Annotated in this window: 11 protein-coding genes and 1 pseudogene; 7 read left to right on the top strand and 5 right to left on the bottom strand. The window is 41.2% G+C overall.

Annotated features, from left to right (window positions below; genetic code table 11):
• Nucleotides 1–6 precede the first annotated feature (6 nt).
• From F8S12_RS24655 to glmS, 3 genes are all read left to right on the top strand, one after another.
• The gene (locus F8S12_RS24655; RefSeq protein WP_196518934.1) at nucleotides 7–213 is read left to right on the top strand and encodes a hypothetical protein; all 207 of its coding nucleotides are present in this window, start codon (nucleotides 7–9) and stop codon (nucleotides 211–213) included.
• Between the two features lie 402 nt (nucleotides 214–615).
• Complete coding sequence (gene psaC, locus F8S12_RS24660; RefSeq protein WP_015175986.1) at nucleotides 616–861, top strand: photosystem I iron-sulfur center protein PsaC; 246 nt, start codon at nucleotides 616–618, stop codon at nucleotides 859–861.
• A gap of 1,211 nt (nucleotides 862–2,072) precedes the next feature.
• Entirely contained in the window at nucleotides 2,073–3,950 is a 1,878-nt protein-coding gene (glmS, locus tag F8S12_RS24665) for a glutamine--fructose-6-phosphate transaminase (isomerizing) (RefSeq protein ID WP_196518935.1), read from the top strand.
• A 248-nt stretch (nucleotides 3,951–4,198) separates the two neighbouring features.
• Here glmS and F8S12_RS24670 read toward each other — a convergent pair whose 3' ends face one another.
• Nucleotides 4,199–6,127, bottom strand: coding sequence for a COR domain-containing protein (locus F8S12_RS24670; RefSeq protein WP_230968246.1), 1,929 nt, complete (start codon nucleotides 6,125–6,127; stop codon nucleotides 4,199–4,201).
• A 183-nt stretch (nucleotides 6,128–6,310) separates the two neighbouring features.
• On the opposite strand from F8S12_RS24670, the gene F8S12_RS24675 reads away from it, so the two are divergent.
• The 4 genes from F8S12_RS24675 to drmB all read left to right on the top strand — a co-directional run bounded on the left by F8S12_RS24675 (nucleotide 6,311) and on the right by drmB (nucleotide 18,453).
• A complete protein-coding gene (locus tag F8S12_RS24675) occupies nucleotides 6,311–9,262 on the top strand; it encodes a DEAD/DEAH box helicase (RefSeq protein WP_196518936.1) in 2,952 nt (983 codons plus the stop codon).
• Between the two features lie 207 nt (nucleotides 9,263–9,469).
• Nucleotides 9,470–12,505, top strand: coding sequence for a sacsin N-terminal ATP-binding-like domain-containing protein (locus tag F8S12_RS24680; RefSeq protein WP_196518937.1), 3,036 nt, complete (start codon nucleotides 9,470–9,472; stop codon nucleotides 12,503–12,505).
• A 134-nt stretch (nucleotides 12,506–12,639) separates the two neighbouring features.
• Entirely contained in the window at nucleotides 12,640–16,620 is a 3,981-nt protein-coding gene (drmA, locus tag F8S12_RS24685; RefSeq protein WP_196518938.1) for a DISARM system helicase DrmA, read from the top strand.
• Between the two features lie 3 nt (nucleotides 16,621–16,623).
• Entirely contained in the window at nucleotides 16,624–18,453 is a 1,830-nt protein-coding gene (gene drmB, locus F8S12_RS24690; RefSeq protein WP_196518939.1) for a DUF1998 domain-containing protein, read from the top strand.
• A 48-nt stretch (nucleotides 18,454–18,501) separates the two neighbouring features.
• Here the strand turns inward: drmB and F8S12_RS24695 are convergent, their stop codons facing one another.
• From F8S12_RS24695 to cas5, 4 genes and pseudogenes are all read right to left on the bottom strand, one after another.
• Nucleotides 18,502–19,764 carry a DNA cytosine methyltransferase gene (locus F8S12_RS24695; protein ID WP_196518940.1) on the bottom strand — a complete coding sequence of 421 codons (1,263 nt, stop codon included), beginning with the start codon at nucleotides 19,762–19,764 and terminating at the stop codon, nucleotides 18,502–18,504.
• A 153-nt stretch (nucleotides 19,765–19,917) separates the two neighbouring features.
• Nucleotides 19,918–20,970, bottom strand: a complete 1,053-nt coding sequence (locus tag F8S12_RS24700) for a TnsD family Tn7-like transposition protein (protein ID WP_196518941.1) — start codon at nucleotides 20,968–20,970, stop codon at nucleotides 19,918–19,920.
• Nucleotides 20,915–21,768 (bottom strand): annotated as a pseudogene (locus F8S12_RS24705) (IS66 family transposase); the annotation flags it as partial. The gene F8S12_RS24700 and the pseudogene F8S12_RS24705, both read right to left, overlap by 56 nt.
• Entirely contained in the window at nucleotides 21,686–22,447 is a 762-nt protein-coding gene (cas5, locus tag F8S12_RS24710) for a type I-MYXAN CRISPR-associated protein Cas5/Cmx5/DevS (RefSeq protein WP_196518942.1), read from the bottom strand. The gene cas5 and the pseudogene F8S12_RS24705, both read right to left, overlap by 83 nt.

The following is a 22,447-nucleotide window of genomic DNA, read 5'->3' on the forward strand; positions in this document are numbered from 1 at the left end:
AAAATTATGAGTTCGCAAGACTTAAAAAGTCAAGTATACAAATTATCGGTGAGCGATCGCTTAGAATTGCTGAGTGCGATCGTTCATTCACTGCAAAACGATCTCAGACCCCGCTCACCAGTGCCAGAATATATAGTAGATCGGATCACCGGGCTACTGAAAACAAACACAACACCACCAACCGATGCTGAGGTGGAGGTAATTTTAGACTAGTCTTTTTGATTGACTTTTGTTTTATTTATCTTTACTATTAAACCCTCTTATGGTATGCGACTGGGATAAATATGCTCCGATGATGTTGCTGATTAATAGGTCAGCGAAGAGGAAAAGGGGCAGTTCTTGCAGGGGGCAGGAGGGAAAACCCCATAAATTTATTGGCTCTGAAACCATGAGTGCACGGGAAATGAGCGTATCTCTTCCCCCGGCTCCCTGCCCCCTAGTCCCCTGCCTCTTGGTCAATAGGGACAATCTCGGAAAAACAAATTTCAAGGGTGCTTATTACATTGTTTGAAGTTATGTAGCCTTTTGATTACGGCCTACCAAGCACTGCGGTAGACTATGCGTTGATTATGATTCTTTCGCAGAGAAGAACACTCGAAAGGAGCCGTTTTTTCAATGTCTCATTCTGTAAAAATCTACGATACCTGTATTGGCTGCACCCAATGCGTCCGCGCTTGCCCTACTGATGTACTGGAGATGGTTCCTTGGGATGGCTGTAAAGCTGCTCAAATTGCCTCTTCACCCCGTACAGAAGACTGCGTGGGCTGTAAGCGCTGCGAAACCGCTTGTCCCACCGACTTTTTGAGCATCCGGGTTTACCTGGGAGCTGAAACAACTCGCAGTATGGGTCTGGCTTACTAAAAAGCTCAGTGCTGAGTCCTGAGTTTTGAGTTTTGAGTTTTGAGACAGAAACAAGTAAATCAAAAACAATTTCTTGATTCTTCACTCAGCACTCGGAGCTCAGAACTCAGGACTTAAGAATTTTAACGTGTCACGGAAGTCCCCACCTTCAATGTACTCATAAGGTGGGGATTGTGAGCGGATGGCGACGAAGACATCCCTAAACGGTAATAACCTTACTGTTATTCAGTGCGAGGGATGTTCAAGGAGTCATCAATCTGAGTGTTGGGTAATCGGTCGATATAATCTTCAATCATTTGAGTCACTGTTTTTTCCTTCAATGTGGCATGGTTTTTTAGTTTGTTGAAACGCCTTTCTGATATACGGATATGTACTTCCTTTGTTTTCATAGATATGTCCACAATATAGACATATCTATGGTAATATATAAATGGTCGATGACCCCCTGACCGTATTAAACAGACAGGCTAACTTCAAAGTAGGGGAAGAGCGTTCCTTGCCGCAGATAAATCGGTAGAAGGAGTTAGAACGCTGTTATCTGGTTGACTATTGTCGTAAATCCAAGCGGTGTTGCACGAAACAAAAATCAAACTGCCTGTGGTAGACGGGCGGCTGCCTGTGGACGCTGTGTAAGACCATAATCGGGTTTAGTCCCGAACTTCACGAAAAGTGAAATTCCTAACGTGGCGACTGCGGATGAGACGGGAAACCCAAGAAACGAATAAGACCGTCGTTGTTGTAGTTGAAATTGGAGAGCTTCCGATTTCGGCGTTGGCGCAGCCTCTCGTAGAGAAGAGAAGCAAAAAGGGGTACTTCACAGTGTCTCAATAGCAAGCATCTTTAGCATCGTAAGGGAACCAGTGCGGTCAGGGGTGTCAAGGGCGAATTACACAAACAAGAAGCTCACCCTCCGTGGGCTAAGAGAAAATCAAGCTTTTATAACCCGTGTAGGCGAGTTTTACCTGTGTAGACGAGCCAGCAAATGTATTTATGGGGTTTCCCCCCTGCCCCCTGCCTCCTGCCCCTTTTCTTCACTGACTGCGTTGGGCGGCCAGCAGTGAAGACTAAATCCTAGAAGCGTAACAGCCCAAAATCCATAACAATACCTAGTGGTAGAGGGAGTAAATTACTCCCTTTTTCTTTCCAAAACGTCGAGTTTATGCCAGCAACTATACTGGATTAAATCATCCTGAAAAAAAGTGGTGTGAGCAATGTGCGGAATCGTTGGATATATAGGCACTCAAGCGGCGACAAACATTTTACTAGCTGGGCTGGAAAAACTAGAGTACAGGGGCTACGATTCTGCTGGAATCGCCACTATTTGGGAAGGTGAGGTTAATTGTGTGCGGGCAAAGGGCAAACTGCATAACCTGCGTTCTAAACTTGAACAAATAGAAACCCCTGCCCAAATTGGTATTGGTCACACTCGCTGGGCAACTCATGGTAAACCAGAAGAGTACAATGCCCATCCCCACATGGATACGGCAAAGCGAGTGGCTGTGGTGCAAAATGGTATTATCGAAAACTACCGCGAGTTACGTGAGGAACTCAAAGGAAAAGGACACGAATTTCGTTCTGAAACCGATACCGAAGTCATTCCTCATCTCATAGCTGAATTTTTAAAGAATCTTCCCCCTTCATCTCCCTCTTCCTTCCTAGATGCGATTCGCCAAGCTGTTAACCAGCTAAAAGGGGCGTTTGCGATCGCAGTTATTTCTGCTGACTATCCCGATGAATTGATTGTTGTCCGCCAACAAGCACCTTTGGTAATTGGTTTTGGTCAAGGGGAGTTCTTTTGTGCATCTGACACGCTAGCGATCGCTTCTTACACCCGTGCAGTGCTACCTTTGGAAAATGGCGAAATTGCCCGCCTCACACCTTTGGGCGTTGAGATTTATAATTTTGCTGGCGATCGGCTGAAAAAACAACCCCGACTGCTCAACTTTAATCCTGCAATGGTAGAAAAGCAGGGATTCAAACATTTCATGCTCAAAGAAATCCATGAGCAACCGGGGGTAGTAAGAGCTAGTTTAGAAGCCTACTTTAATCCAGCCGAATCTACCGAATCGCCAATCAATCTTGGTTTACCTGGGGATTTATACACCGATTTAGAACAAATTCACATCGTCGCCTGTGGTACAAGTTGGCACGCAGCATTAATCGGAAAATATTTAATCGAACAATTAGCAGGAATTTCTACTCAGGTACATTACGCTTCTGAGTATCGCTATGCACCCTCGCCCCTCACACCCAACACGTTGATCGTTGGCGTTACCCAATCAGGTGAAACTGCTGATACTCTAGCAGCTTTGACGATGGAAAAAGAACGTCGCCAGGGAAAAGAAACCAAATATCAAGCGCGACTACTGGGCATTACTAATCGCCCCGAAAGCACCCTCGGTCATCTGGTGCCGCATATCATCAGTACCCTAGCGGGAATTGAAATTGGGGTAGCGGCGACGAAAACTTTTACCGCCCAACTGATGGCATTTTATGCTTTAGCGTTGGATTTAGCAGCTCGCCGCCAGACAGTTTCAAAAGAAATTTTAGAAAATATTATCAATAGGTTGCGGCAGATTCCCAAAGAAATTGAGGCAACTTTGGAAATTCAAGAACGCTTAACCGAACAGCTAGCCCACGAATTCGCCGAAACCCAAGATTTCATTTTTATCGGTAGGGGAATTAACTTTCCCATTGCTTTAGAAGGGGCGTTGAAATTAAAAGAAATCAGCTACATTCACGCCGAAGGATATCCGGCTGGAGAAATGAAACACGGACCGATCGCTCTATTAGATGCGAAAGTACCAGTAGTTGCGATCGCAATACCTGGTAGTGTTTACGAAAAAGTTATTTCTAATGCCCAAGAGGCAAAAGCTAGAGATTCTCGTTTAATTGGGGTGACACCAGTCAATGATGGCGAAGCTGCGGAAATATTTAACGATTTGCTTCCTGTCTCTCATGTAGATGAATTACTTTCTCCAATTCTCACAGTAGTGCCTTTGCAACTATTGGCTTATCATATTGCCGCCCGTCGCGGTTTGGATGTTGATCAACCAAGGAATTTGGCCAAGTCTGTAACGGTGGAATAAAATCATATTTTATTGACATGTGGAAGAATAAAAAAGTTTTATTGACATGTGGAAGAATAAAAAAGTCGTATAACAAATAAAAAAGTTATACAATATACCTTCATTTTCTCCTATGGGTGTATGTAAGAAGCATTCATGGGAGAAATTTTGTCCTCAGAATTATAGACCATACATTTGTTTCTTTGCGCCTTTGCATGAGATAAAAAAGATGTGGTTTATTTACCTAAAAATAGCTGTAAACCCAGAAATTAATATTCATCTACAAACTGAGGATGAACCCACAGAAATTCACGGCGTTTGTTCTGCACCCGCACTAGACCACCAAAACTAGGATCTTTTTCTTTCAATAAGGCGTGTAATTCTCGCAAAATCGAGCCTTGAGCGCGGATTGCATCGCCTTCCAAGAATGAGGCATCGCTTTTGGACTTTCCAGCCAAAGCCATATCACTTCCCTTCAAAGTAGACTCGATGCTTTTCTGTCCCAAATCGAGTTGTTCTTCAATGGCTTTGTAGGTAGTGTCATCCAGTATAAACTTAGTTGCCGAACCTGCCACAGGTAAGACTAGGCTTAGAGTTCCGGTCAAAATTCTGAGATAGGGGACTGCCTTGATGAACCACTCACGCGGCAAGTCTAATTCATAGACTCCCTTTTTCTTGTCATTGGGATTTAAGGCTGGAAGTGGCTGACGTGCGTGTTCGCACCAGAGGGTGAGTTGAAACTTGCTACTAATCCATTTGGGGCGATCGAAAAATTTCGGATCGATAGGCTGAAAGCTGAACAGGCGCGGGCCGTCTTTCGCTTCATCGGTGAGCATTTGCATTAGTTCTGCAAACTGTTGATCGACCTGGCTTAAAATGGTGCGTTGCTCCTGAGACAATGCCTGAAAGCGTGCTTGATCTCGACGATCTAAGATAACCAAATCTTTGCGGATGACGTTTAACTCGTCTTTCACAATATATCGGAACTGCTCAATGCCAATTTCTTGGGATGGGGGTTGAGCAGTTGGCGCGTTATTCAGCAATTGATCGATGTTTTGCCATTCGCCACACCCGGAAATGGGACACGGGAACTCATGGCGATTTTTCTTTTTGCTTTCAATTAGTTTTTGTACCTCAAACAGTCCGTTTCCAGGGGCATTCATACCGCAAGTTTCAATGCAGGGAACCATGACGTTACAACGCAACCCTTCCCAGAAATTTTCGACTAGCCATTTAATCTCTTCCGTGAGATATGACAGGAACCTTTCTGGATAAGCTGCCCGCACCGTAATTTTTACATCAGTGCCAACATATTCCAGCAATGCCCGACCGTTGTAATCATTGTCAAGCATTAAGCCCCGTTGCCAGTGAATGCTGTTTTCGTAATTAGTCCGCCCCAGTGAGTATTTGTGTAACCGGACAATCAACTGGTAAAACAATCCTTCTGCAACTGCAAACTGTCCCCGACTGTCCACAATGCGGCAGATTTGCACCTGTTGTCTATCTCCCGCTTCTGGTTGCTCTCCCCAATTGGGCAATGGCTCCGGGCGTGTATCGGGAACAAGTTGAGCAATGAGGCTGGTATTGCTAGTTTCTGACGGATCGAAAACCACTTTGTAGGATAGATCAAAGCGTTCCATCAGCCGCAGAAAGATTGGATGCAATTTTGAGGGGTAGCCTTCTTCGCCTGCAAACGGCGGATGGCTCCACAACTGACTAAGATGCTCAAATTCCACCAAACCGTTGCGTTTGCGTGTCGTTTCATCATCTAGCACGAAGCTGATCGCCTTTGCCAGCCAGTCGGGTTTGAGGATGACGATATCGCGTAGTGTTGGGTCGTAATGGTAATGGATGAAATGCCCTAATATATGGGAGATGCGAAGAAACAGTTCTGCTTGCTCCTCATCGATTCCCTGTTCATCGCAGATTTTAATAACATCATCGTAGGGGAGATAAGCTTTATTACTTGTCTGTAAGGTTTCCCGCACCCGTTGCCACTTTGCTGGAACGGAACGCCCCATTTCGGGAAGAGATGCAGCGACACGAGCAATAGTATCTTTTAATTCTGCAAGACCAGCGCAATCCGTCGTATCCTGGTTGGGTTTGCTGTCTACATGGAAGAAATCAATTACTGTATCAATACCTTTGCCAAAATAAGAGCCAACAAAAATTTGGGCAAAAATGGCAAAATGACCCATACATAAGCGTTTAGCTTATAAGGTAGCTTGGAATATCAAACCCTTGATACTACGGACAATACGTTAAAAAACCTTGTGGGAAACCTTGAAGGAATTTTTAGGACTTATTGTTTTTGCCAAGCCTCAGAGAAAAGGGAGTTCAGATATCAACTCACCCTCGTAAATTGGCAAAGGTATTGATTATTGGAAACATTAAAAGCAGGGCAATGGCTTGATGTACAGAGCTTTCGTGCCAGATTGACAGCAGCGAGACTTTCTCATCCACAAATCGATAATCTCTACGCCCTGCACTCAGCACGCATAAAGTTTATCCCCTTCCAATTCAAACCTTTACTGCGTTTCCTGCGTGCTGACCAGCCTCGATTACTAATTGCCGATGAAGTTGGTGTCGGGAAAACTATTGAGGCTGGTTTAATACTAAGGGAACTCCAAACCCGCCAACAGTTAGACAACATTCTGATTGTTTGCCCCAAAGCCCTCGTTTCTAAATGGCGAGCGGAAATGCGCCGTTTTGATGAAGATTTTCGACCACTGACTTCAGAAACTCTTTCCTACTGCCTGCGAGAGGCTGATTTAGATGGAGTTTGGCCTCCACATTATTCTCGTGCCATAGTCCACCTGGAACTCCTGAGAATTGATAAATATCACAAAGGAATCAAGGGGCATCGCTCCAGTCCTGGATTAACGACACTTAATCCATCACCCCGCTTTAGCTTGGTTATCGTTGATGAGGCACACCATCTTAGAAATCCAGGGACTAGTTCTCATGAAGTAGTGAAATTTCTTTGCGACATTAGCGAAGCTGTAATATTTCTCTCCGCTACCCCGCTGCATCTTGGCAATCGTAACCTCTACACGTTACTCAATCTGCTACGTCCAGACCTGTTTCTTGATGAGACAGTTTTTAATGAGATGGTGCAACCTAATCAGCATCTCAATCAAGCCATTCGACATATTCGCAGTCGCCTCCCCCAAAGTACTTGGCAAACGTCATCACTCCAAGCATTGCGAGATGCCGCAACAACAACTTGGGGTAAGCAGGTACTAAGCCAAGATCCTCGATTTATGGACTGGTATCAAAAGTTTCAGGATCGCGCAACACTGACTGATGCAGATCGAATTAATTGTCTGCGGGATTTAGAAGAGGTGCATTCACTGGCTCATGTAATGAATCGTACTCGTAGGCGGGATATCGGGAGATTTACGATTCGTGAACCACACACCATTTCTGTACCGTTTACATCAGAACAGGAAGAGTTTTATCAGGCATTGATTGAATTCCGTCGAGAAATGCTCTCCTTAGACTATGAAGAACAAGTGATACGGCTGATTACGGATACTTTAGAGCGTCAGGCGGCGAGTTGTCTACCAGCTCTTGTGCCTACACTTAATAAATTTATCCAGACAGGCAAAATTAAACTTTCTGATATTAGTGACGATATTGAGACAGAAAATGAGGATACTAAACTTCTTCCCTATCTACTAGAGAAAGCAAAGCATCTGCGTAGACTAGCTGCTGCTTTACCACCGAATGATCCAAAATTGGATCAGTTATTGAGAATAATTGAGGAAACACTACTAGGTGAGTGTTCTGGCAAAGTATTGGTTTTCTCATTCTTTTTGCATACCTTGGCTTATCTGCAAAAACAACTGCAAAGTGCTGGTTACAAAGTAGAAGTAATTACTGGAGAGGTGGAAGATGCAATCAGAGAACATTTACGAGAGCGCTTTCGCTTGCCACGCAAACATCCAGATGCACTCGATATCCTTTTATCTTCAGAGGTAGGTTGTGAAGGACTAGATTATGAATTTTGCGATCGCTTGGTAAATTACGATATCCCCTGGAATCCTATGCGGATTGAACAACGCATTGGACGAATTGACCGCTTTGGTCAGCAAAGCGATAAGGTACTCATATTTAATTTTGTCACACCAGGCACTGTTGAAGAACGCATTTTCTTCCGTTGCTTTGAACGATTGGGCATCTTTCAAGACACAATTGGGGATTTAGAGGAAGTGCTGGGAGATGTTGTACAAGATTTAACTCGTCTGGCACTTGACCCCAAACTCAGCCCCGAACAAGCTGAACAGAAAGCACAACAAATGGCAGACAATGTACTCCGCCTAGCAGAAGAACAGCATCGCCTGGAAGCAGAAGGTGGTTCATTCTTGGGGCTTGATGAGGGGTTTACTTCGGATATTGACACGCTAGTTGCTCAAGACAAATTTGTTTCTGCTGATGATTTACGCCAGCTGATTGAAATGTTTGTGGAACAGCCGACATTGGGAGGACAAATTACTGTTGATAGTCGGCATTCAGGACTCCATCGGCTACGCCTGAACAAAGATGGACGAGGGGAACTGCTTAAAAAAGTGCGATCGCTCAAACAGTCAGACCGTTCCACAGTTACTTTCATACGTTGGCTGGAAGGTGATGATCGTCAAGGTGATGATCGTCATTGGCTATTCACCTTTGACCAGAAAACTGCTCTCGAACAGAGGGAGATTCCATTTATCACGCCGATTCATCCTCTAGCACGGGTGGCGATTTCTCATTGGGCGACTATAGATGAGCCACTCGTCACGCAAGTTGCTATTTATGATAATACAGTGCCACTAGGACAGTACCTTTTTGTTTGTGATCTTTGGGAAACGGTGGCTGTGCGCCCAGAAGTGCGACTAATAGGAAATGCTTGCAATCTTGATAAATTGTGTTTTGCACCCGAAGTTTCAGACGCCCTAGTGCGATTGTTGAGCCACGCTATACAACCAGCAGAATATGTTAACTTCCCAACTGCTTTAGTCGATACTGGTATCCAACATCTTGATGAAACTGTACACCAGTATCGCTTGAAAGAACTAAGTAAGTTACGAGAGAGAAACAATACGCTGTTAAATCGCAAACTCGCTAGTCTTGATGCTTATTACCAAAATCGCATTCAGCGCGTAGAAAATGAACTAAATCAGGCTAAAGAAGAGGGGATTATTCGGATGAAAGAGTCAGAGCGATCGCGTATTCAACGAGATTACAAAAGCAAGCGTTCTGATTTAGAAAATCGCCGTGAAGCAGACATTATTAGTCAACGGGTTGCTGTAGGAATTTTATTAGTAGAAGGGGTGGTCACAAATGGTTAGCAATTACAAACAGCTTACCGAAGAAAATATTATAAGATATGGTACTGATATATAGCAATCCTAAATGAGTCGTGAAAAATATAAATAAGGAAACGAACCGCCAAGAACGCCAAGGACACAAAGGGAAGAAAGAAGAAAGAGATATAGAATTTTCACAAATGATTTAGGACTGCTATAGATGATTACGGGCCTGTCTTTCTTACTAGCTTGTACAGTGACAGAACGCACTTTATTTATGAATTACTTCAAAATGCAGAGGATGCAGGAGCTACAAAAGTAATTTTTAAATTATTTAATGATCGCCTTGAAGTCTATCACAATGGCAGATTATTTACAGAGGAAGATGTTCAGGGTATCTGTGGACTGGTGAAGAGTACCAAAAAGGAAGACCTCACAAAAATCGGTAAATTTGGTATTGGCTTCAAGTCCGTCTATGCCTATACTGATTCTCCAGAAATTCATTCAGGTGATGAACATTTTTTTATTGAACATTATGTTAGACCTCATGCTGTAACGAGTGACGTTATATCTGGAGAATATACCACACTTTTTATTATTAAATTTAACCGACAAGATTTATCTAAGGCAGTTGCTTACCAAGAGATTGAAACTCACTTGCAAAAGTTCAATCCGCGCAATTTGCTATTTTTACGTCATATTAAAGAGATTTATTGGCATCTAGAAAAGGGACAAAAAGGAGTTTGCAAGCGAGAAATCTTAAATCATGATGCTGGTTATCAACGAATTAGTGTTAGCTTAAATACATCTCTTCATAATAGTCAAGAGACTTGGCTTGTCTTTAATCAATCAATTTCTTCTCAGCCAACTCTCAAAGTTGAAGTTGCTTTTCTTCTTCAGAAAGATAAAAAAACTCAGCAAGAGCAGATTGTTTCTGTATCAAGCTCTCAATTAGTTGTTTACTTTCCAACAGAAAAAGAAACACATTTAAATTTTTTAGTACAAGGTCCTTATCGCACTACACCAGATAGGGCAAAAATTCCTCCTAATGATACCTTCAACAGAGAACTAATTGAAACTACTGCTGATTTAGTAGCTAGTATCCTTCTGAAGTTAAAAGATATAGGGTTACTTACTGTAAGTTGTTTACAAATCCTTCCTATACGTGCATCAGAATTCCCAGAAGATGCTATGTTTTACCCTGTATTTAACGAGGTATGTAAAGCTTTTCAGGAAAATGCCTTGTTACCTACAGCTGACGGACGTTATATTCCAGCTACACAGGCCAAGTTAGCACGAAGTGCTGCACTTCGTAAACTCCTTTCAGATGACCAGTTACAACAACTTTATGGCGGTAACTATACATGGCTCTCTGATGAAATTTCTGAAAATAGCACTCCTGAACTTCGTCGATATCTTAGGGATGTACTGAAAGTTGAAGAAATAGATTCCGAAAAATTTGCTCTTAGATTTAGTCAAGGTTTTATTGAAAAGCAATCAGATGATTGGGTAGCAAATTTTTATATCTTCCTTATAGGTCAGGAAGCACTTTGGAAAGTAGAAACAAATAGGAAAAATCCCTCCTTACTGAACAAAAGCTTTATTAGATTACAGAATGATAAGCACGTAATACCATTTGATCATCATACTAAACAACCAAATGCCTATTTGCCAAGCGAAGTAGAAACAAGTTTTCAAACCGTTAAAAGAGAAATTGTAGCAATTTCAGAAGCTAAGACTTTTTTAGAAAGATTAGGCTTAGAAAAACCTAGCACCTATATAGAAGTACGTGACCGCATTATTCCTAAGTACAAATTATTAAAAAAGATTGATGAAAAACAAAATGAAAAAGACATTCAAACAATTGAACACGCTTTACAGTCATCTTCTTCTACTGAGCGAAAGCGATTAATAGAAGAATTGAAAAAAACGCCATTTTTGCCTGCTGTCAATATCAAGTCAAATCTAAAAGAATATCAGTCTCCTGAAAAAATTTACTTTCGTTCCCAGAATTTAGAGATGTACTTTCAAGGTAATGAAGCAGCTTGGTTTTTAGATAATAAAATCTCTATTGATCAAGAACTACTGCTTGAACTAAGTGTTAGTGAGAAAGTTCGTTTGTATTATACTCCTTCTAATGCTGAGGGTTACGTCATTATTTCTGATAATAATGGTAATCATAAACGAGGGATTAAAGGATTTGATCCTAATTTTTCTATTGATGGTTTAGCTCATGCCTTAGAAAATCCAATCTATAATAAGTCCCTATATGTGTGGAACTATCTTTTGTTACCTAACCTACAAAGGCTAAGTGGAATAATTGAATCATCTAAGCGTAAAACCTACCAAGATGCCAGCAAAGAAAAGGATTTTTCCAAAGCAGGGCATCTTGTTCGTGGTAAAGTATGGCTTCCTAATTCGCTGGTGAATTTTTGTCAACCTAATACTTTGTCTCTTGATGATTTATCCAAGGATTTTATTAGAGATGAAAAGGATGAGGCTCTTGCAACTTGTATAGGAGTAAAGCCAAGGGCTTCTCTGGTGGAAGAAGCCAAAAGAGTAGGAATATTACCCGAACTCCTTGATTACCTAAGAAAAAATCCAGGCAAGCAGAAGTTATGGGTTGAAAATTTAATTAAAGGTGCATCATCCGAAAGAGCAGTAAAAAATGGATCTGGACAAACAACAACTTCTGGTAATAGTACTTCGCCAGAATCAGAAACACCTAGTATTGACTACATAACTGCTCTTAAAGAAGTATTTTCACGCCCTGGTCAAACTGAATTAAATGAAGCTATAGAGCCAAGTCCAGTTGCTAATCCTGAAGCGCGTTTACAGAAAATACAAGATAGTATTCGTAATGATAAAGAGAACGAACCATCCACCATTGATAGATTCAAGAAAGTTGAATCTAAGAAATGGGAAGCAAAAAATAACGAAATCCGATTTTTTCTTAAGGAAATATATCGAGGTAAATGTCAAATTTGTCTTGAAACTTTCCCAAAGTATCAAGATGGTGAACCATATTTTGAGGGCGTGTATTTACTCCCTTACACTAAAGCAAGATGGATTGATAATCCAGGTAATGTTCTTTGCTTATGTGCCACCTGTTGCGCTAAGTTAAAGCATGGTTCAGTTGAATCAGTAGATGATATCTTAGAGCAAATTAATTCACTTCCATTAACAGGAGGAAAACTGCACATTAAACTTTGCGGTCAAAATACATACATCACATTTAAAGAAAGACACATAATTGCACTGAAAGGTTTTTTAAAGGAGCTATAGGTTCAGAAAACTAGTAAATTAGTGAGCATGAACAACTTAATTTAAGTAAAATTACTTTAATAAATTTACTTACAATTTGGGTATAATCCATAACAGATAATAAATATATTACAAGTTGTATAGTAAGGTGCGTTGTGTCAGTCCGAACAGAATTGCTACTCAATCTTAGACAAGAAGTTCTTGGCCCCAGAGAGTCTTGCTATGAAGTACTGCCCAGCCAGCAAGATCCACGCAATGAATTTATCACTGGTGTCCTCATTCCCAGGGATGCCAGCGATGAAGATGCTAAAGAGATTGAGGGGGAAGCAGAAATATTAGGAACTGGAATGGACGACTATGGCGAGGATGAATCAGATCAAGATAGTCCCGTAGCTGCTGCTGCACCCGTCTTAGATCCAAAATCGCAACCTCGTTCTTTAGGTATTTCTTTTATTGTTAGTGCTACGAAAGGGATTGAACCAACAATAGAAATTTGTGCAACTTGGGCGCGATATCGTTCTGACAGGAATCCCCAAGGAAATCAGGTCTTTAAGCGAATTCCCAATTTTTATATCACCCCTGAACCGATTTCTATCACAAACAACTTAACGATCTCCGAAATTGACGCAGTTAAAATCACAATTCGGAGTGTTCCTCGCTCTGATAACACCTACAAAGTATCAATTTACCTAGTTAATGAGACTTCTTTAATTGACCCACTGAGTGAGTCGGGAAAGAGACGCTTTGAGACTGGCGACCTAATTTTTCAACCTCAAATTCGGGTTGTGACTGGAGAAAATGCAAAGCTTTTGCCTTTTGATAGTTTTCAGCCTTCTGATGAGACTCCTGAACTCGGAAGTCTTCAGGAAGAAGACGAGTCATTAGAATTGATATACCGAGAATATCTTGCCTATGCGCGGGGTCACTTGTGTGCAGCCATTTGGAAAGAAATAGACCCTGAGCGCCCCTGTAAAGAAGAAAATTTACTGCAATGGATTGATGGTTTTCCTGTACAGTTTAAATGTGGAAAACAGCAATGGCAGAAGTTTAGTCTGCCAGACTGTAGAACAGAATATGTACCTTGCTACCCAGTTGAATCCCCTGCAATTGATTGGGAATCTGAAATAGAACAGACTCCAGACCTAAATACTGCTACCCTGGCACAAGCATGGAATTCAACCGTAATGCGTGCAGCGCTACAGCCTCTGGTTGACGGTTATGCAGCCTGGATTGATCAACAACAAACTACGGTAAGTCAATTAGAGCCTAGATATCATCGAGCCGCTAATCGGCATCTGGAAAACTGTCGCATAACTCAGCAGCGAATACAAGAAGCTATTGAGTTAATTACTCAAAATGAAGAAGTAAGATTGGCTTTTTGTTTTGCAAATAAAGCGATTAATCTTCAGGCATCTTGGAGAAGGCCAGGACATGATTTTACCTGGAGACCTTTCCAGCTAGCATTTATTCTAATGAATATCCTGGCGATCGCTAACCCTTTACATCCAGATCGCCAGACTTGTGACTTACTAGCTTTCCCAACAGGTGGTGGTAAAACTGAGGCATATTTGGGATTAGCTGCTTTTACACTAGGATTGAGAAGACTACGCTCTGGTAAAGATTCTTCTAAAGAGCCAACTGGACAGGGCGTTAGTGTAATTTCTAGGTATACCCTGAGACTATTAACAATTCAACAATTTCGTCGCGCTTTAGGGTTAATCGTTGCTTCCGAAGTGCTACGAGTTGAAAACTTAGGAATGGGTTCTCCAGTGGGATGGCGACCGAAGGATTGTCAGCGAAGCGACCATCATATTTGGGGAACAACTCGCTTCTCTGTCGGACTGTGGGTAGGTGGTAGTGTAACCCCTAATCGCTTGAAAGATATATACATTCCCAACAGTCCCCCTTTGTTAGGTGCTATTTCAGCATTGAAAGGCGAAACAGGAGTAGAAGGCGACCCAGCTCAGATTCTTAACTGCCCTTGTTGTGGGTCAATCCTAGCCATACCAAGAGACGGATTACTTGGAGGAAAGACACACACAATTCATCTAGTTATGCAGGGAGCAGTTGCTAACCCATCAATTTCTCATCAAACAGAAAACTGGGAAGAACTTGAATCCGAACCAATTTTTTCTTCTGTTCCTATCGTCAATTCTAGTAACTATACAGCACTTTCCCTCAGTCTGAACATAAAAAAAGGGTCAAAACTTTCAGTAGGGAAGCTGGAGGGATGGTGGAGAGATAAAATTCAGCCCCAGTTAAACTCTTTAAATTTAGTCCCTTTTAGAATCAGCCGACCTGGATATTTCAAGAGAAGTCATATAGGAATTCGCAATGGTTCAGAAAATATAGAAAACTTTGAAATTTATTGCGCCAATCCAAATTGTGACCTGAACAACCAAAAAATCTGGAATGAAAAAGTTCCCCTTGCCTTTAATGAAAAGCGTAATCAGCAAAATAGTGCTGCTGATAAACTGACTTGGGAAAAACCTCTTGAAGCTTTTAAAGCCTACACAAACTTCTCTTCAAGAATTCCAATTTCAGCCTATACAGTTGACGATCAAGTTTATTCCCGTATTCCTTCACTGTTAGTAGCTACAGTTGATAAGTTTGCCCGTTTAGCCTTTGAGCCAAGAGCAAGTGCGCTATTTGGAAACATCAATCATTACAATAGCAGGTCTGGATTTTATCGTGATAATGCAGGGGCTAGCGATCCTAAAAGCCATAATAAAGCTGTCAATCCACTCCTGCCACCTGACCTTATTCTGCAAGATGAACTTCATTTAATAGAAGGGCCACTTGGTAGCATGGTTGGGCTTTACGAAACAGCAGTCGATACTCTATGTGAACGAATGTATCAGGGTCAACTTGTCAGCCCTAAATACATTGCTTCCACTGCAACAGTGCGACAGTCTCAATCGCAAGTACAATGTTTGTTTAACCGCTCTGTTTTTCAATTCCCGCCTCCTGCTTTATCAGCGGACAACAGTTTTTTTGCTCGAACACCAAGGAATGTTCATCCATTAGAGATAGATGCTAATGGCAAGCATCCTAGTGGTCGCCTTTATGTAGCTGTTTGCGCTCCAGGGAAGGGCGCTCAAACTCCTATTGTTCGCATCTATTCATCAATGTTTCAGAGCATTGAGCAACTGAAACAGGCAGGATATAGCGATAGTGACTGCGACCCATTTTGGACGTTGGTAGGCTACTTTAATGCGATTCGGGAATTGGCAGGTGCTGTCACACTTTATCGTCAAGACATTCCTGAACGACTGCGGCACAATGCAGACATTATGGAAGTGACCGGACGAGAACTAGAAGAAGCGATTGAACTTTCCAGTCGCATGGATTCTACTGAATTACCTGGTTTACTTAGCAGCCTGTCACTGCCATTACCAGATGCCAGAGATGCTGTTTTGAGTACATCCATGTTCGGAACTGGTGTTGACATTGACCGCTTGGGTTTAATGGTGGTTAATGGTCAGCCAAAAACTACTTCATCTTATATCCAAGCTACAGGTCGTGTAGGTCGTTCAACTGGAGGGCTGGTGATTACTTTCTTTAGAGCCAGTCGTCCCAGAGACTTAGATCATTATGAATTTTTCACTGGCTATCATAGAGCGATTTACCGTTATGTAGAGCCGATTACGGTGACTCCCTTTGCCTCTAGAGCCAGAGAACGGGGGATGGGACCAGTAGCAGTGGCATTACTGCGACAAGCTAGAACAATTCAGGGAGTAAATGTTGTATCTCAATGGGCGGCGGATGCTAGCCACATTGGAAATGCTCGTAACTCAAATGAGTTGGGATGTATCACCGAAGTTATTAAAAGGCGATCGCAAATTCAGCTAGAAACTCGTCGTCCACCAGAAGACCAAGTTAATGGCGAGGTGCAAAGAGGATTAGACCGATGGGAAAATATTGCACAACAAGAAAACAATTTGGAATATGTAGAGTACGCGATTAACAAGCCTCCTACAAAGTCTGTTGTGTTAGGAGATGAGCAACATCAGCAACAAGGTTTTACATTTGTCTTTCGCAACTCTCCCCAGTCTTTGCGTGAAGTCGAATCCATGACGCGCTTTGGCTCTATTTCAATGAATCAGCAAAATCAAGCCAATCAAGGAAAAAGTTAAACTATGGCAAGTAAAGGTCAATCTTTGCGTCCTTCACAATACATTACCACCTTTGGACCAGGTAGTATTCTAGAAACACCAGATGGCCCAGTGGTGATTGCAGCACCAAGCCAATCCAAGTTATTTGATAATGGGCGCAGACCTGAAGATTATGAAATTACAGACTTGAGGCTCTCCCAAACCTTACTCAATGGCAATAAAATTTTCTATATTCCCTCCAATGCTGATTTAGGAAAACCTGAAAGCATTTCAGTTTACCAAACTTACCATTTTCCCACTTGGTCTTTATGTACAAAACATGGGATTCTCTATCAACATAGAAGAGAGGAAAAAGTTGGTTGCCCAAGTTGTGGACAACTACAAAATTCTTATAAGGCTTGGGATAAATCTCGTGAAGAGGCAGTCAGATTTGTTCTAGCTTGTTCTCATGGACATCTGAATGAAGTCCCGTGGCGCTCACTGATAAAACATAAACGCGAATGTCAGGGAGCAGACTTTTACAAATGGGAAGGGGGTGGAGGTGCGATCAGAAATATACAGATTATCTGTCCCAATTGTGGCGGAGCAGAAAATTTTGGGAAAGCTTACTCTAGAGAATTTCAATGTAGTGGTAGATTTCCAGAACGAAGAGAATATCTAGCAGGATGTGAGAAACGAGCCAAAATTATTCAGCGTGGTGCTGCTAATTTAAGGGTGTCTGAACTGCGAACTGCCCTAACAATTCCACCACTGGATACCGCCCTACATCGCTTGCTACAATGTCGAGCTATTCTTGCTGCTTTGCCTATGAAGATAGAATCCAAATCCCAAATTATCCAGATGTTAGATGATTTGGTGACAAAACGACTTTTAAACCAAACATCTATTGAAACTATTAAGCGATACAGTGAACGAGAAATCCTTGATGCTGCTAATGATGTTCTTAATGAACAAACAAGACAACACAACGCAACTGAAGAAAACCTGAAACAAGAAGAGTTTAAAAGTCTGAGTAACGCTGCTTGTTATGGCGCTCCACCGCATCGTTCAGATAAACCTGGTGGCCCAAATCAGTTTGAAGTTTACCACGAAAATGTGGAGACATTCACATTAGATTCAGGACGAATTTTACGGGTTACACCCCTTAGTCGCTTGCGGGTGGTAATGGTACAGGTTGGTTATACACGACCGATTAGCACAGATAAGGATGATCCACAGCCTAAAGTTGTACCTGTTGAGTATAGACCACCTGATGAAAGTATCGCTTGGCATCCAGGTGTTGAGTTATTTGGTGAAGGTATTTTTTTAGATTTGATATCTACGGAAGAACCAAAAGGCATTTCAGAACATTTTCCTTTAAAAGGGTCGGCTTATAGTCGTTGGTTGTCAGCTTATAACTCGACCGATGGCTACCGAAAAATTAAGGCTATGCCGGGATCTCAAACAAGTTATTTACACCCTGTTTTTGTCTGGTGGCATACACTAAGTCATCGTTTAATTACAGCACTATCAGTGGATTCTGGTTATTCGTCAGCAGCTATTAGGGAACGAGTGTACACCTACACGGAAAATAATAAGACCGTTGGTGGTTTACTACTTTATACAGCCCAATCTGGAGGGGATGGTACATTGGGAGGACTAATCGGTTTAGTGCCTCATTTTGAACGTATTCTTAAGTCTGCTCTACGCAATGTAGATGCTTGCTCTAATGACCCAATTTGTATTGAAGAAGAATTTGGAGAAGATAGAGTTAATGGCTCTGCTTGTTATGCTTGCCAGTTCATTTCTGAAACTTCTTGCGAACACAGAAATACTTTACTTGATAGGCAGTTGTTATTAGAAAATTTACCTTGACAATATAAACAGTAGAAAATTTTCTATATGTGCTAATCATAACAGCGTCTAATTACTTAGTTGAAGGCTTGCCCTATAAGCCTTGATTTGCTTAACAATAGGTTTTGCTATCGCTTCTGCAAGAATAGGAGGAACTGAATTTCCAACTAATTCAAACATTCTGGTCATAGGAGCATCAAACACGAAATGATCTGGAAAACTTTGTAATCTAGCAGCTTCTCTAACAGAAATTGTACGGTTTTGCTTTGGATGAATGTAAGCAAGACAATCCTTCTGCATATGAGCAGTCAAAGTCCAAGAAGCTTTATCCCAAGGTAAACGTTTATACTTATCATCAAAAATGTCCCAACGATAACGTCTCATAGATTCAGGTAAGTCTGTGTACTTTCCTCCAGGAGGGATCATTGCAAAGCAAACTAAGTCCACAGGATTGTGAGAACGACAGATATGGTTCCAAACTCCCTCTAATTCTTCTTCAGTAGTTAGACTTTTCCTCATTTTTTTTTGATATTCTGATTGAGGAGAATAAAGGTAAGGCTTCCTATTATCCTTTTGCTTTTCGCCTGCTAAACCAACAATTTTACCCTTTAAAGACAAATATCTTACATATAAGGATATGAGAGGTGTATATCTGGATAAAGGATGTAATGGTATTAAATCACTAATAGCTTCTTCCACAGATACAACGGGTGATTTTTTTAACATATAAAAATCAAATGATAATGTTAAATCCTGACGTACACCTACTATAAAAAGTCGCTTTCTACACTGAGGAACACCATAATCTGAAGCACTCAAAACTTTATAGAAAATTTTATACCCTGGATATGTGGATTTATGCTCTGCTAGTCCTGATTTTAACTCTCTAAGAATTTCAGAAAATATTGTTTTTTTTGCTAAATTATCTACGTTTTCCATCACAAAAAAAGGAGGTTGATAGTAATTAATAAAATTAACAAAATGTTTGTACATAAAATTTCGAGAATCTTTTTGAATATCTTTATCTAAAGATTTCATTTTACCAATACCAACTACTGAAAAGACTTGACATGGTGGACCGCCAATTAAAATATCAACTTCTCCAGGAGCTATTTTAAGTTTACTAAAATCGGAAATAGACTCAACTTCTATTGCATTAAATTTGAATCTACAGTTAGGAAAATTTCTATGATGAGTTTTAATAGCATATAGATTCTTATCAATACCTCCCAAAATTTCACAACCAGCGTTTTGAAATCCTAAACTCATTCCACCAGCGCCACAAAATAAATCTAGTACTTTAGGTTTGTATGTTTTATTCTTAGTTGGCATTTATCCGATTCTATAACAACTTAATTACTGTAACCTCAATGTAAGCTACCTGTAAAGAAAAGCAATTCATGATTGCCGAAATTAAATCTAAAACTAGAGTAAACTACTTAATTGAATATTTATACGATTGCTGATCAAGAAAGTGTTATTAACTTAATCCGGTTGTTTAGAAAGCTCACTTTCTAGAGCCGCTTGTACTCTCTGTGAGCAATTTTCTCGTAGCGCAGCCAGTCTAATCACCTTCCAAGGCTGAATTTCTTCTCCGCAATCATCAAGCCGCTTAATTGCCCACTTAATACGCCGAATCTGAAAATCCTCTACAGTTTCTGTGACTGATTCTAAATAAACCTTAGTCAGTGGCATTTCTGCCAAATGTTTTTCGAGTAGTGCCAGTAAGCCAATACTTTTCCCTATCCTGCCAATAGTGATTCTCGCGGGTTTTTCTGCACTCAGAAGTGTTCGGACAGCAGTTTTTACCTTTTCGAGAACTTGCTTGTCTCTTTCTGCCCAGTCAACTTTACCGGAGCAAGGGACAGGCACTTTTAAATATGGCGAATTTTTGTTGAGCCACTCTTTGTCGTTTCTATATAGCCAAATATAGATTCCCTTGGCTAATCCCCTCAAAGTAGTTTTTGAGGCTTCTGGGTACTGCTGTTGTAAAGCTTTCCAAACTTCCCTGTATTTGATTCTGTGATCACTGGCTAAATTTAGATTTAAGTTTAAAACTTTCTGTGAGTCTACTAGCTGATTTTCCTCTGAAGATTTCCAAAAAGTTTTTAGCTTAAGTATGCCAGTATAGCGTTTTACTGTTCTGGAATCGACCTTGAGTTGTCTTGCTGTCTCTCGTAGACCTAACTTTTGGATTTCTACCAGTTCTTTTAGCTTCTGCTCCCAGAATTGACCGTATGTCTTGACTTTACCAATTCGCTGCTTATCTTCATCAGTTTCATCAGGGCCAGTTCTGCAATAAACCATCCCACAGGAACAAAAAAAAGTACCTAACGGCTTTTTATTATCCAAACAGTGAGTGACGACAAGATTATTTATTACTGGTTTGAGATAATGGTCTACCGCAGCATTTAGACACAGCCAAGGCCTTTCACCAAAAGGTTTATACTGGTAATCCGTGTTGAAAAATTCCTCGATAGAATTCGGCTCGTGAACGAGTGTCAGCCGCAGTAAACAGGCAGAAATCAGAATTGGCAACTACCCACAACCATTCTTTGACTCCTTTAACTGACCAAGGTGTTTCATCCACATGGATGTTAGGTTGTGTCTGTTTTACCCAATTACTTAATTCAATAATGCTTGGTTCAATCGCTTGTTGGATTCGTTCATTAGTTGCGACTAACGAACAAGCCCAATATCAATTTGTCCCAGTTCCCATAACATTTCTTGCTGTTTTTCATAAGGCATGTGTGCATAATTGTTTACCCATCCTAAGAACGCCTGTAATTTAACTCCTAAATCTTGCCCTGGAACGATATCTGGCGACCATGAGGCTGTTTGTACATTTCCACAACACTCACACACGCAGGTATGGCGTTGATATTCTACTATTTCAATGGGACGTTCTACCAATTGCGCTACAGCCTGTTTTTCTACTTTTACTGCTAGGGGTGCAAATGCTTTGTTACCACAACAGATACAATCACTTGGACGTAAGATTTCATAACGGTCTACTCTGCCAAACCCCTTACGAGTCTTACCTTGATGTCCTGGCTGTCCACCTGGTTTCTTTTTCGGTTGATTTGATTCTTCTTGCAGGGGTACCTTTTTGTTTTCACTCTTTTTGTGGATGTCAAGAGATGGTGGTTTCGACGAATTAGAACTGTCTAAATCTCTACTGACTTTTAAACGCTCTATTTCTTGCTGTAGTTCAAAAATGATTTTTTGTAACTCACGTATTACCTTGCTCTGCTCAATAATTATCTCTACCAGTTTTTCTTTCGGCAACTGGTTCAAGCTTTCTGGGTCTAATTTTTGAGGCAGGTTTTGGTTCATATTTGTGATATTCTCCCTCAAGTGTTCCCTTTGTCAATACTCTGCCACCTGAATCCTTACTTGTTGTCCATGATAAATCCGGTGGTTGCCATACTTGGGACTCTTGAAGCTCATAACACTGCCAGCGCGTTCCCTTAGACCCAACATGATCAACCCAGTAGGGTAGGGTTAGCGAACCATCTTCATCTGTAATTAACCACCACAGCGACTCACCATGATACTTCTCAGGTAGAAGGGTAACAGTATTAATAAGATCCCGACTTTCACCTAAACACAGTCCACCAAATCGATTAATAGAAGCGGGATTCGCAAATGCCTGCTGCAAACGTTCTGGTAAAGTAGGCTTTACTTTGTCTGTTTTCATGTTCACCCAAACTACAAACTCAATGTTCGTTAGTAACTCTTGGTAATCAGGTTTAGCATTCTTAGGGTGATGGATATCTTTCGTTTTAAACCTGCGAAAAGTCCGAATTACAATAGATTTTTCTGGTTTAGACAAGAGCGCGATCGCTAATTGAGTTCCACAATGTTTATAACGATCTGTCTCACCAACCAGAGAAAGTAACATCCCGTACACCGTAGAAGGCGGTGGTACTGGATACGTTTCAGCGTATTCTCTAGCACGGGATTGACGAAAACAAGCAATAGGTACTTCAACTTTCAAAGCAATTGTCGTCAT

Source organism: Nostoc sp. WHI (assembly GCF_015714725.1).
Classification (GTDB): Bacteria; Cyanobacteriota; Cyanobacteriia; order Cyanobacteriales; family Nostocaceae; genus Nostoc.

What these genes read in the sequence shown, in the direction of transcription:
- F8S12_RS24655 (WP_196518934.1), top strand. Translation starts at nt 7, where the DNA reads ATGAGTTCGCAAGACTTAAAAAGTCAAGTATACAAATTATCGGTGAGC.
- psaC (WP_015175986.1), top strand. Translation starts at nt 616, where the DNA reads ATGTCTCATTCTGTAAAAATCTACGATACCTGTATTGGCTGCACCCAA.
- glmS (WP_196518935.1), top strand. Translation starts at nt 2,073, where the DNA reads ATGTGCGGAATCGTTGGATATATAGGCACTCAAGCGGCGACAAACATT.
- F8S12_RS24670 (WP_230968246.1), bottom strand. Translation starts at nt 6,127, where the DNA reads ATGGGTCATTTTGCCATTTTTGCCCAAATTTTTGTTGGCTCTTATTTT.
- drmB (WP_196518939.1), top strand. Translation starts at nt 16,624, where the DNA reads ATGGCAAGTAAAGGTCAATCTTTGCGTCCTTCACAATACATTACCACC.
- F8S12_RS24695 (WP_196518940.1), bottom strand. Translation starts at nt 19,764, where the DNA reads ATGCCAACTAAGAATAAAACATACAAACCTAAAGTACTAGATTTATTT.
- cas5 (WP_196518942.1), bottom strand. Translation starts at nt 22,447, where the DNA reads ATGACGACAATTGCTTTGAAAGTTGAAGTACCTATTGCTTGTTTTCGT.